At 60.2% G+C, this 12,121-nt stretch carries 12 protein-coding genes; 1 reads left to right on the top strand and 11 read right to left on the bottom strand.

Annotated elements, in window-relative coordinates; genetic code table 11:
- Nucleotides 1–77: 77 nt before the first annotated feature.
- The 7 genes from P3G59_RS13425 to P3G59_RS13395 all read right to left on the bottom strand — a co-directional run bounded on the left by P3G59_RS13425 (nucleotide 78) and on the right by P3G59_RS13395 (nucleotide 5,764).
- Nucleotides 78–1,292 (bottom strand): amino acid deaminase, encoded by a 1,215-nt coding sequence (locus P3G59_RS13425; RefSeq protein WP_277761934.1) that lies wholly within the window; start codon nucleotides 1,290–1,292, stop codon nucleotides 78–80.
- Between the two features lie 39 nt (nucleotides 1,293–1,331).
- Complete coding sequence (locus P3G59_RS13420; protein WP_277761933.1) at nucleotides 1,332–2,096, bottom strand: IclR family transcriptional regulator; 765 nt, start codon at nucleotides 2,094–2,096, stop codon at nucleotides 1,332–1,334.
- A gap of 226 nt (nucleotides 2,097–2,322) precedes the next feature.
- On the bottom strand, nucleotides 2,323–2,712 hold the full coding sequence (locus P3G59_RS13415; protein ID WP_007912330.1) for a RidA family protein: 390 nt from the start codon (nucleotides 2,710–2,712) through the stop codon (nucleotides 2,323–2,325).
- Between the two features lie 29 nt (nucleotides 2,713–2,741).
- On the bottom strand, nucleotides 2,742–3,533 hold the full coding sequence (locus tag P3G59_RS13410; protein WP_277761932.1) for an amino acid ABC transporter ATP-binding protein: 792 nt from the start codon (nucleotides 3,531–3,533) through the stop codon (nucleotides 2,742–2,744).
- On the bottom strand, nucleotides 3,530–4,192 hold the full coding sequence (locus P3G59_RS13405) for an amino acid ABC transporter permease (protein ID WP_277761931.1): 663 nt from the start codon (nucleotides 4,190–4,192) through the stop codon (nucleotides 3,530–3,532). The genes P3G59_RS13410 and P3G59_RS13405 overlap by 4 nt, the downstream gene beginning before the upstream one ends.
- 9 nt (nucleotides 4,193–4,201) lie before the next feature.
- The gene (locus P3G59_RS13400; protein WP_277762147.1) at nucleotides 4,202–4,864 is read right to left on the bottom strand and encodes an amino acid ABC transporter permease; all 663 of its coding nucleotides are present in this window, start codon (nucleotides 4,862–4,864) and stop codon (nucleotides 4,202–4,204) included.
- Between the two features lie 51 nt (nucleotides 4,865–4,915).
- Nucleotides 4,916–5,764: a transporter substrate-binding domain-containing protein gene (locus P3G59_RS13395; RefSeq protein ID WP_007912334.1), complete on the bottom strand. Its 849-nt coding sequence runs from the start codon at nucleotides 5,762–5,764 to the stop codon at nucleotides 4,916–4,918.
- 333 nt (nucleotides 5,765–6,097) lie between these two features.
- On the opposite strand from P3G59_RS13395, the gene P3G59_RS13390 reads away from it, so the two are divergent.
- Entirely contained in the window at nucleotides 6,098–6,532 is a 435-nt protein-coding gene (locus P3G59_RS13390) for a thioredoxin family protein (RefSeq protein ID WP_277761930.1), read from the top strand.
- 131 nt (nucleotides 6,533–6,663) lie between these two features.
- Here the strand turns inward: P3G59_RS13390 and P3G59_RS13385 are convergent, their stop codons facing one another.
- The 4 genes from P3G59_RS13385 to P3G59_RS13370 all read right to left on the bottom strand — a co-directional run bounded on the left by P3G59_RS13385 (nucleotide 6,664) and on the right by P3G59_RS13370 (nucleotide 12,089).
- Nucleotides 6,664–8,223: a TerC family protein gene (locus tag P3G59_RS13385; RefSeq protein WP_277761929.1), complete on the bottom strand. Its 1,560-nt coding sequence runs from the start codon at nucleotides 8,221–8,223 to the stop codon at nucleotides 6,664–6,666.
- A gap of 378 nt (nucleotides 8,224–8,601) precedes the next feature.
- Nucleotides 8,602–10,248, bottom strand: a complete 1,647-nt coding sequence (locus tag P3G59_RS13380; RefSeq protein WP_277761928.1) for a phospholipase D-like domain-containing protein — start codon at nucleotides 10,246–10,248, stop codon at nucleotides 8,602–8,604.
- A 174-nt stretch (nucleotides 10,249–10,422) separates the two neighbouring features.
- Nucleotides 10,423–11,163 carry a VWA domain-containing protein gene (locus P3G59_RS13375; RefSeq protein WP_277761927.1) on the bottom strand — a complete coding sequence of 247 codons (741 nt, stop codon included), beginning with the start codon at nucleotides 11,161–11,163 and terminating at the stop codon, nucleotides 10,423–10,425.
- Entirely contained in the window at nucleotides 11,088–12,089 is a 1,002-nt protein-coding gene (locus P3G59_RS13370) for an AAA family ATPase (RefSeq protein WP_277761926.1), read from the bottom strand. The genes P3G59_RS13375 and P3G59_RS13370 overlap by 76 nt, the downstream gene beginning before the upstream one ends.
- Nucleotides 12,090–12,121: the final 32 nt, after the last annotated feature.

Genomic DNA, 12,121 nt, shown 5'->3' with positions numbered 1-12,121 from the left:
TCTCTGGTTGATCGATGGTGTCTGGACTGGCGCCTTCGCGAGCAGGCTCGCGAATGGCCGCGACTCGGTTTCAAGTCTTAGAAGCAGGTCTCCATGCTCTCGATCACCGCCAACTGCTCATCCACCAACAACCCCACACGCCACTTGTCGAACGTCAGGCACGGGTGCGACGTACCAAAGGAAATGATGTCGCCAACGCGCAATTCCACACCCGGCGCCACCGTCATGAACGCATGCTGATCCATCACCGCCGTGACCTTGCACGCGCCGACATCCTCACCCAGCGCCGGCACCACACCCGCCTTGTAACGCAGCAACGGCACCGGCAAACCGGCATCGAACGCAACATCACGCTTGCCCAGTGCAATCACCGCAAACCCCGGTTCCGGCAGCGACTGCACGTGCGCCCAGACTTCCAGCGCCGGGCGCAAGCCTTCGTGCAGATCGCTGCGGCGGTCGAGCACGCAGCACTGCGCTTCTTTGTAGATGCCATGGTCGTGGGCCACGTAACTGCCCGGACGCAACACGCTGAGGAAACGCCCCGCCGCGTTTTGCGCTTCGAACGATTCGGCAATCAGGTCGTACCAGGCCGAACCCGAGGCGGTGATGATCGGTTTGGCGATGGCAAACGCGCCGCTGTTCTGCAACTGCACCGCCAGACGCACCAGGGATGCGGCAAATTCACGAATCCCGCTGACCGCGTGATCGCCGTGAATCACCCCTTCATAACCTTCAATGCCGGTCAGGGCCAGCGCCGGTTGCGCGTTGATCGCCTTGGCCAGTTCGATGACTTCGTGCTCGCTGCGGCAGCCGCAACGCCCGCCGACCACACCGTATTCGATCATCACGTTCAGCTTCACGCCGCGCGAGGCGAAGTAGGCGCCGAGATCCGCGACGTTGTCCGGATGATCGACCATGCAATAGAAATCGAACGACGGATCCGCCAGCAGATCGGCGATCAATGCCATGTTCGGTGTGCCGACCAATTGGTTGGCCATCAGCACGCGGCGTACGCCATGGGTGTAAGCGGCGCGGGTCTGGGTCGCGCTGGCGAGGGTGATGCCCCACGCGCCGGCGTCGAGCTGACGCTTGAACAGTGCCGGGGTCATGCTGGTTTTGCCGTGAGGCGCCAGTTCGGCACCGCTGTCGCTGACAAACTTTTGCATCCAGCGGATGTTGTGCTCCAACGCTTCGCGGTGCAGCACCAGCGCCGGCAGGCTGACGTCGCGTACCAGTTGCGCGCCGATGGCGGCGGCGCCCTTTTCCACAGCAGAATTGATGGCAGTCGTCATGGTCGAACTCCTCGTGTTCACGGCGGCAGGCCGCCGCGATTATTCGTTGATGCGCCGGGCGAGGCTGTTGGCGCTCTCCATCAGAACCCGGCGATAGTCGTTGTAATTGTTCTTCGCATCGGCCCGTGGAGCGACGATGCACAACGTGCAAATCGCTACGCCTTGAGGGTCTTTGACCGGTGCGGCGAAGCAATGGGTGAAGGTATCGGCAACACTGTCGAAAGAGAAAAAACCATCGATGCCGGCCTGACGGATTTGCGCCAGAAACTCCTCCACCGGCAAGCGTTCGCCATCGGGCAGGATGTAGTCGTCTTCGTCGATCAGGTCGATGATCTGCTGATCACTCAAGTGCGCGAGCAGCAAGCGACCGGAAGCCGTCCAGGGAATGGGGGCGTTTTCACCGATGTCGGAGGAAATGCGGAAATGCCGCTCGCCCTCCTTCATCAACGCCACCGTGTATTTGCGCCCGTTGAGCAGGCACATCTGCGCGGTTTCATGGGTCTGACTGACGATCTCCTGCAAGGCATGATCGGCCTCGCGGCTGAGGTCGAAATGGCGCAGATGCGCCTGACCGAGGAAATACAACTGCCGGCCGAGATAGACATGACCGTCCTTGCCCACCGGCTCCAGAATTCGTCGTTCGAGCAGCGCAGCGACCAGTTCGTAGACCGTGGATTTCGGGCTGCCGATACCGTTGGCGATGTCGTTGGGGCGCAACGGCTGGCCGATTTCCTTGAGGAAGTCGAGGATATCGAACGCCCGGTCCAGACCACGGGCCCGGCGCTTGATGGTGTCTTCGGTCATTTCTGTTGTTCCCATAAAAGAGGCCGGGATGGTAACTGGCCCTTGGCGTTGTGTCAGTTGGATCGCTGCCCTCACCCCCCGCCCTCTCCCAGGGGGAGAGGGAGCCTGACCGTATCGATGCAAATGCCATCGTCTGGCACACCCATCTGCATCGATACAAATCAGTCCCCTCTCCTGGGGGAGAGGGCTAGGGTGAGGGGCTACGGCCTCAGCGACGCCACATATCTCAAGCCTTTTTCTTGTACGCAATGCAATCGATCTCGACCTTGCAGTCAACCATCATGCTCGCCTGCACACAGGCCCGCGCCGGCGCGTGCTCAGGCTTGAAATACTCGCCGAACACCTTGTTGAAACTGCTGAAATCACGCGGATCGTCCAGCCACACCCCGGCACGCACGACATCTTCCAGGCCATAACCGGCCTCTTCGAGAATCGCGATCAGGTTCTTCATGGTCTGATGGGTCTGCTCGACGATGCCGCCCACAATAATCTCGCCATCCACCGCCGGCACCTGGCCGGACACATGCAGCCAGCCATCCGCTTCAACAGCGCGAGCGAATGGACGTGGCTGGCCGCCAGCGGCGGTGCTGCCGGTGCCGTAACGCGTAATGCTCATGGGTACTTCTCCTGATTACAAAACGAAAGTCAAAACCGCGTGCTCTTGAGAAACTCAGCCAGACGCGGCGATTGCGGGCGTTCGAACAGGTCCTTGGGAGGCCCCTGCTCTTCGATCCGCCCTTGATTCATGAAAACGATCTTGTCCGAGACCTCGAAGGCAAAACGCATTTCGTGGGTCACCAGCAACATGGTCATGCCGTCTTCGGCCAGGCCTTTGATCACGTTGAGCACTTCGCCGACCAGTTCCGGGTCGAGCGCCGAGGTGACTTCGTCGAACAGCATCAAACTCGGGTTCATCGCAATCGCCCGGGCAATCGCCACGCGCTGTTGCTGACCGCCGGACAACTGCCCGGGAAAGTGATTGCGCCGTTCCAGCAGGCCGACGCGCTCCAGCCATTTCTCGGCGAGAACCACGGCTTCGTCCTTGTGCATCTTCTTCACCTTGAGCAGGCCCAGGGTGACGTTCTGCAACGCGGTCAGATGCGGGAACAGGTTGAATTGCTGGAACGCCATGCCGGTCATCGCACGATGGCGGGCGATGACTTTTTCAGCGTGGCGGATGCGCTTGCCGTTGACTTCGTCATAGCCGATGGATTCACCGTCGAGCAGTATCTGTCCACCCTGGAATTCCTCGAGCATGTTCACGCAACGCAGCAATGTGGTTTTGCCCGAACCGCTGGAGCCGATCAGCGTGACCACGTTGCCACGCTGCATGCTCAGATCGACACCTTTGAGCACTTCGACCGCGCCGTACTGTTTGTGCAGGCCACGAATGTCCAGCAACGCCTGATTCTGGGGGGAAACTTGAGCTTGAGTCATGGCAGGGCCACCCGCTTTTCAATGTGCCGGCCGAGTAATTCGATGCCGTAGTTGATGACGAAGAACAGAAAACCGGCGAACAGATAGAACTGCAGAGTCATGAAGTTCCGGGCGATGATCTGTTGGGTGCTGAGCAGCAATTCGGCCACGCCGATCACCGAGAGCAAGGTCGAGGCCTTGACGATTTCGGTCGACGAGTTGACCCACGTCGGCAGGATCTGCCGCAGTGCCTGGGGTAACAGCACGTAACCGAGCGATTGGTAGAACGTCAGGCCGATGGCCTTGCTCGCTTCCATCTGCCCGCGCGGCAAGGCTTGCAGCGCACCACGGACAATTTCAGCGACGTGCGAGCCACAAAACAGCGTCAGGCCCAAGGCTCCGGCCTGAAATGCGCTGATCTGCCAGCCGAGCGCAGGCGCCATATAGAAGCAGGCCAGTACCAGCACAAACACCGGCGTGCCGCGAATCAGGTCGACATAAAAACGAAACGGTGCGCGCATCCAGAACTTGCCATACGTCAGCACCAGACCGGCCACCACGCCAAGCATCGTGCCGAGCAGAATGGCCAGCGCCGATACCTGCACACTGGTCAAAAAGCCCTGCCAAAGCGGTTCGCGCGCGACCCACAACTCATGTAACCAACTGGACGATTCGTACATCGCAGCCTCCTATCGGCGGATTGCCAGACGCTGCTCGAGGTATCGCAGCAGCATGGCAATGAGGTAACAGGCCGCGACATACAACGCCGTGGTCACCAGCCAGGTTTCGATCACCCGGTAGCTTTCGACGTTGATCTTGCGCGCGTAATAGGTCAGCTCCGGCACCGCAATCGCGGCGGCCAGCGAAGTGTCCTTGAACAGCGAAATGAAGTTGTTCGACAACGCCGGCAACACATTGCGCAACATTACCGGCACGGTGACGTAGGCCTTGACCTGCCATTCGCCGAGACCGATGGCCAGCCCGGCTTCGCGCTGGCCTTTAGGGATGCTCAACAAACCGCCGCGAAACACCTCAGTCAGGTACGCCCCGGCATATAGCGAGAGCGTGATGATGAACGACGGAATCTTGTCCAGACGAATTCCCAGACTCGGCAGCGCGAAGTAAATCAACAGAATCAACACCAGAATCGGCGTGTTGCGAATCACCGTGACATATATCGAGGCCAGCACCCGCAAGGCGCGATGCTTCGAGAGCAAGGCAAACGCCATCAGCAGGCCGATCACGCAGCCGATGGCGATCGACACCAATGCCAGTTCAAGACCCAGACCGAGCCCCGCCAGCAAGGTGTCGAAATCGCGCCACACGGCGGCAAAGTTCAACTGATAGTTCATGGTCAGCAGTACCTTGAGCGGGGCGACGTGCATCGCCCCACTCTCACGGGATCATTTGAATTCGACTGGGAAACCGATCGCAGGCGACGGCAGATCAACACCGAACCATTGCTTGAACGATGCCGCGTAGGTCGGGAATTCAACCCCGGTCATGGCTTCGTGCAACGCGGTGTTGACGAAGTTCAGCCAGTCCTGATCGCCGCGTTTGACTGCGCAGGCGTAGGTCTGCGGGCTCCACGCATAGCTTGGGCTGCGGTAGCGGCCAGGGTTCTGCACCATCAGGTACTTGACCGAAGACTGGTCAGTGGCGGCGGCATCAGCACGGCCAGAGTTCACCGCCTGGTACATCAGGTCGACGCTGTCGTATTGATCGACCTTGGCTTTGGGCAAGGCCTGATGCACCAGTTCTTCTGCGTAGACGTTTTGCAGCACCGCCACGGTGACGCTGTCGCCGGCGGCTTGCAGGTCTTCGATTTCCTTGTACTTGCTGTTGTTCGGTAGCAGCAGGCCGACGCCTTCGCGGTAGTACGGCAGGGTGAACGCCACCTGCTGCGCACGGCTGGCGGTGACGGTGATGAACTGACAGCTCATGTCGACCTTGTCGGTGAGCAGGTTGGGAATTCGCGCATCGGACGACTGCACGACGAACTCGACCTTGCTCGGGTCGTTGAACAGACCTTTGGCAACGATGCGGGCGATGTCGATATCAAAGCCCTGCAACTTGCCGTCCGCGCCCTGAAAGTGCCACGGCGCATTGGTGCTGCCGGTGCCCACGATCAATTTGCCACGGGCCAGAACACTGTCGAGCTTGCTGTCGGCTGCCTGGGCCATACCCATGACAGCGGACGAAGCCGCGAGAACAAAAACACACGCTTTGAACAAGGAAGGTCGGCGATGCATGGCAAGCACTCCAGGATGGTGTTTATTCCGCTATACCGGAACACGGTTTGTTACTACGGAATAGACAGCAGAAAGTGTGCCACAGGATTGGTCAAGAATCTGTAGAGGAACGAAATGTTTTCAAATCAAAGACATGCAAAAACAGACAGGGGCGCTGTTACGAAAAGCACTCTGAAGACCCGCTACCGTTTGCTACACACGACGAGTATTCGCGCCACATTTCGGCGCGCATGGCACAAAACCGGGCGCGCTACACCTGTCAACTCTGACAGTAGGCATAGGGATCGCACTGGATTACCGTCAACCCATACAGCAGCAGAAAAGGAGATTCTGATGAACGCGAATATCCCCCTCTCCACGTTGCCACCCACCTACCGCAAAGCGCTTAAAACCTGGCGGCCCGTCATTCTGTACTTTGCCAACGAGCACTGCCCGGCCTGCGAATGGGCCGGGCCGATCTTCAGGCAGACTGCCGAGCCGTACCGGCATCGCGCCAATATCTACATGCTCAACACCAGTGAGTCGCCACGCCATCCGCAGGTCACGGGCACGCCGACAGTGCTGTTTTACAAGAATGGCAAGCTGCTGAAAAAACTCAAAGGCATCGGTTCGGAGGAGACTCTGGCGGCGGACTTTGCCCAGCACATCGGCAAGACAAAAGCACCGGCGGTGCAGCGAAAGCAGCGCCATGACCTGAGCTGGCTTCGTCGCACTTTGCGTAACCTTTGCACCGTCCCACGTGCGCGCCGGCGGCTCAGCGGCGCCTGACCATTCGCTTTCGCGGGCAAGCCCGCTCCCACAGGGCTCATCGGTGTCCGCAAATTTCGTGTACGACGCGGACACTGTGGGAGCGGGCTTGCCCGCGAATGGGCCGGCACCGTCAGCGCAAGAATGCTGACTTACGCAGAGTCGCGCACCAACAACACCCGAGTCACCCGCCGCTCTTCCACGGCTTTGACCGTCATGTGCCAGCCTGCATGCTCCAGGCGATCACCAATGACCGGGAGACGATCCAGAAGGCTCATCACCAACCCGGCCATGGTCTGATAGTCCTCGGTCGCTTCGGCGCCAAACCCGGTGCGCTGGCGCACACGCGCCAGGTTCAACGCGCCGCTGACCATAAACCCGCCCTGCTCCTCGATCACGTCCGGGCCTTCGATTTCGCTGGCGTCCGGCAGCTCACCGGCGATCGATTCGAGAATGTCGGTCATGGTCAACACACCGACAAAATCACCGAATTCGTTGACCACGAAGGCAATATGCGTCGAGGCCGCGCGCATCTGCTCCAGCGCGTTGAGGATCGAATAGCTGTCGAGCAGGTTGAGGGTTTTGCGCGCCAAATGTTCCAGGTTCGGCTCGGCACCCGCCAGGTACTCCTTGAGCAGTTCCTTCTTGTGCACGAAGCCCAAGGGCTCATCCACCGCACCGTTGCGAATCAACGGCAGACGCGAATAGGACGAGTGCATCAAGCGGGTACGAATCGCCTCGCGATCATCCGCCAGATCAAGAGTGTCGACATCGGCACGCACGGTCATCAGTCCACGAATCGGGCGCTCGGCCAGTTGCAGCACACCGCTGATCATCACCCGTTCGCGACGATCGAACAGTTCGGCACTTGGCGCGTCACCGTCGTCGAGCAGGTCGGAGAGTTCCTCGCCAACCTCTTCCACCGCCAGTTTGCGCCCGCCCAGCAAACGCATGACCGCATGAGCCGTGCGCTCGCGCATCGGCCGCAAGCCTTGCATCGAACGCTTGCGCCGAGCCCGGGCGATCTGGTTGAACACCTCGATCAGAATCGAGAAGCCGATGGCGGCGTACAGATAACCTTTCGGAATGTGGAAGCCCAGACCTTCAGCGGTCAGGGCAAAACCGATCATCATCAGGAAGCCCAGACACAGCATGATCACCGTCGGGTGCGCGTTGACGAAGCGCGTCAGCGGCTTGCTGGCGACGATCATCAAGCCAATCGAGATGATCACGGCGATCATCATCACCGCCAGTTCATCGACCATGCCCACGGCGGTGATCACCGCATCGAGGGAGAACACCGCGTCGAGCACCACGATCTGCGCGACGATCGGCCAGAACATGGCATAAGCGCTGTTGCTCGTGCGCTCGCCGACGTGACCTTCAAGGCGTTCGTGCAATTCCATGGTGGCCTTGAACAACAGGAACACACCACCGAACAGCATGATCAGGTCACGGCCGGAGAAGCTCTTGTCGAACACCTCGAACAACGGCTGCGTGAGGGTGACCAGCCAGGAAATACTCGCCAACAGACCCAGGCGCATGATCAGCGCCAGCGACAGGCCGATAATCCGCGCACGGTCACGTTGATGCGGCGGCAGTTTGTCCGCGAGGATTGCGATGAACACCAGGTTGTCGATACCCAGCACCAGTTCCAGCACGATCAAAGTCAACAAGCCTAACCAGGCCGTGGGATCCGCTAACCATTCCATAAAACGTCTCTATCTCTCTCGGTTGATTCAGGCTGCCGGACACGGCAAAGCGCAACGCAAAGGCTCGGGGGCCGCGTTATCTACGATAGTCGGGTGTCGGAAAACCGGATGCTGCGAGTGCGTCAAGACCGCGCCGTGGCGCGAAGGGAAGCTGAAACCGGGAGGCTCCGAGAGGGTGTTCATGTAGATCCTGAATGAAAAATGGCCTTGGAGCGTACAGGCTTAAGTAACTTTTCCTACAGCTCAAAATCATTTCAAAATCTGTAACAGCTCTTCAGATTCCCCTGTAGGAGCTGCCGAAGGCTGCGATCTTTTGATCTTGTTTTCTAATGCGAGAGTCAAAAGATCGCAGCCTGCGGCAGCTCCTACAGGGGCAAGTCAGCGCCCCGCGAAGCGCAGCCGTGACAACTGCCGCAAATCCCCTTCGACGTAGTAATCATTGGTCCAGCTGTCATCTGCCGCCAACGGACTCACCTGTTTCAATGCCAGTTTCTTCGCGAAATAGCGAAAGCGGTAATGCTCGTAAAATCGCAACAGCTCCAGACCATAGCGATCCGCCAGATCGGCGTCGCCCCGAATGATCAGGTAGTTTTCATCGTTGCCATTGCTGGCCGAAACGCTGAGGTTATGGCTACCACTGATGATGGTCGGCGTATCGGTGGTGAAGTCGGTGACTACCGCTTTGGTGTGCACCAGCAGATTGCCTTTCTGACCTTTCATGCTCTCGCGCAACCAGCCTTCCAGCCCGGTATTGAGCAGCGCGGTGGCGGCGAACTCGGCGCTGCGGTCGGCGTGAAACCCGGTGATGCGGCTGGCGGTGTTTTGCAGGCCATAACGCAAAATGTCGTCGTGGGGCTGGCCGAGTAACGCGTTGAGAATCGCATCCGGCAGCGAAAACGCCGTGACGAACAGCACGTCCTTTTTCGCCGCGCCGATGATCCGCACAAACTCCTGCAGATCCGCGCCGCCGGTACGCGGTGAGAACCCGGCAAATAAAGTTTGCTGCGGATTCATCGCGTTGTGTTCGGTGATCCAGTCACGAGTTGCGCCGACATCGTCCGGTCGCGTCCAGATCTGCTCGAAACTTTGCAGATAACTGGCAGCAACCGATTCGTCGTCCAGCACATGCACCACGTTGGCCTGACGATAAACCCCGTTGGCGGTGAAATTGGTGCTGCCACACAGTACGGCTTCAGGCTGATGCTCACCGCTGGCAGCGAGGCGGCTCAGGACGATAAATTTGTCGTGAAAGATGTTATGGGTCACTCGCCCGCGTTTGCTCGCGGAAGGCAGCGCCGCCAGGCTCGCTTCGTTGAGGGTGGTGTCTTCGTCATCCGGCCGGGCGTGATACAGCACCCGCACCTTCACACCCCGCGCATACGCGGCGTTCACCGCATCGATGATTGCCTGTAACTGGTATTCGTAGATGGCAATATCCAGCGCCCACAGGCCATCGACGGCGCGCTCGATAAAACCAAGCAAGCGCCCGAGCAAGCCGTTTTCCAGCCATTGCCGGGCCGCATCGGGCCACGCTTCGATGGGCATGTTCTTGTTGGCGCTGATCTGTGCGTCGAGATCGGGAAACTTGCGCTGGAAGGCCTGGCTGGCGGCGACGGCGCGATTAAATATCACGCTCTGGTTGCTCGGCTGACCGTCATCGGCGGTGACCGTCAGCTCAAGTGCTTCGCCCAACTGCACGGCATCGGCAGTACCGTAGGCCAGATGCACGCGATAGTGGAGGGTCATGCCCGGATTGACCGCGTAATCCGCCCAGCGAAATTTTTGCAGCGGCGCGGTATCGCTCGGTGTGGCGTGGAACTGGGGGAACGTGTGCGCCTTGCCAGGGAACGTCAGGCTGTTGAACAGAAACAACCAGGGTTTGCCGCCCTGCTGCTTTTCAATGGCGAAACCCAACAGGCCTTTGCGCCGGGATTCGGCCAGGTCCATGGCCAGCAACACGCCGTTGGTGCCGGCGTAGGCTTTGACGCGGAAATCGTCCGCGGGATTGTTGACCAGTACGCGCATCGCTCACTCCTTGTGATTGGGCTGGGTGCAGCATAGAGCAGGGATGCGGGTTTTGGTTGTTCGGCTCAAGACCGGGTCAATCCCTTCGCGAGCAGGCTCGCTCCCACAGGTGAACGCTTTCCAAATGCGGGAGTGAGCCTGCTCGCGATGAGGCCCGTGCAGACACGGAAAATATCAGCGGGAAATCAGCTCATCGATATGTCGATACTCTGACCCCAACGACTCGGCCAGATCCCGCGCCCGCCCCAACCGAATCGGCCCACGCTCGATATCGATCAACAAGCCCGGACACGCCAGCACCGGCAATCCTGACCACTGTTTCAAACGACCATCCGTGACCACCAACAATCGCTGCTGCTCGGCGGGAAAACGCTTGCGCCGCACCGTCAGCCAATGCCCGGCCTGCATCAGCGCCGCCAGCAACGGCGTGCCACCGCCTGCACCCAAAGCATCCAGCCAGGTATGCAAACCGCTGGACGCCTTCAACCCTTGCACCTGCCATTTCGGCGCCGCGCCACTGGCCGTTAACAATGCCAGGCGCGCGCGCTGGCGATAGGCGTCATCGAACAGTTGCGCGAGCAGGCCTTTGGCATCGCTCAAGGCGTGATGACGCCGCGTCGAGGCCGAGGCATCGACGATCACCAGCCACAGTTCATGCGGCGAGCGTGTGCGCAGTTGAAACAGCAGATCTTCACGAATCCGAGGACGCCCGTTGAGCAACGTGCCCGGCCAGTTCACCGTACCGCTGCGGGCCATATGGCGTTTGCCCTGGCGCCCGTTGTCCAGCCGTCCGGCGCGGGGTCTGGCATTCGCCCCCACCTCGGATCGGGGGCGAATGCCTAACGCTTTTTTGGCCAGCTCGGCACTTCGCGGCGGGCGCCGGTGGCGAGCGCCGGCGCCGGCATGTCGCCCCACTGGCCCTGCCCTTCACTTGGCGTGGCCTGAGACTCGGCTGGCGACTGCGCCGGTGGCTGCGGACTCGATGCCGGGTGCTCGCGACGCCGATGGCGCAGGGCAAACTCGGCCACGGCGTCGATATCTTCTTCGCCAATCACCGCCGCCCCGCGCCATGCCGCGTGAGCACGAGCGGCGCGTAACCAGACCAGATCGGCACGCAGTCCATCGACCCCGGCAGCAAAACAACGCTCGGTGATCTGCGCCAGTGCGGCATCGTCCAGGGCAATCCTGGCCAAGGCAGCGCGAGCATTTTCGCAACGCACACGCAGGGCTTGTTGCTCAGCTTGCCACTGCGTGCAGAACGCTTGCGGATCGCTGTCGAAATCCAGACGCCGACGGATGATCTGTCCGCGTTCAGACGGCACCGTATGACCGCTGAGAGCAACGTTCAAGCCGAAGCGGTCAAGCAGTTGCGGGCGCAACTCGCCCTCTTCCGGGTTCATGGTGCCGATCAGCACGAACTTCGCCGAATGCCGATGGGAGATACCGTCACGCTCGATCAGGTTGGTGCCGCTGGCGGCAACGTCAAGCAGCAGATCGACCAGATGATCCGGCAGCAGATTGACTTCATCGACGTAGAGCACGCCGCCGTCCGCCTTGGCCAGCACGCCCGGCGAGAACTGCGCGCGGCCTTCGCTGAGGGCGGCGTCGAGGTCGAGGGTGCCAACCAGACGTTCTTCAGTGGCACCCAGCGGCAAGGTGACGAATTGACCGCTGGCGAGCAGATCGGCCAGGCCACGGGCCAGGGTGGACTTGGCCATGCCGCGCGGGCCTTCGATCAGCACGCCGCCGATTTTCGGGTCGATGGCGGTGAGGCACAGGGCGAGTTTCAGGTCATCAGCGCCGACCACGGCGGAAAGGGGGAAATGCGGGGTGTCGGTCATTTGGGTTTTTCTCTTTCGTGGTCTTTGGTGTG

This window comes from Pseudomonas sp. A34-9 (assembly GCF_029543085.1).
Classification (GTDB): domain Bacteria; phylum Pseudomonadota; class Gammaproteobacteria; order Pseudomonadales; family Pseudomonadaceae; genus Aquipseudomonas.
The sequence above is the reverse complement of the archived record's forward strand: the minus strand, read 5'-3'. Positions and strand labels throughout refer to the sequence as shown.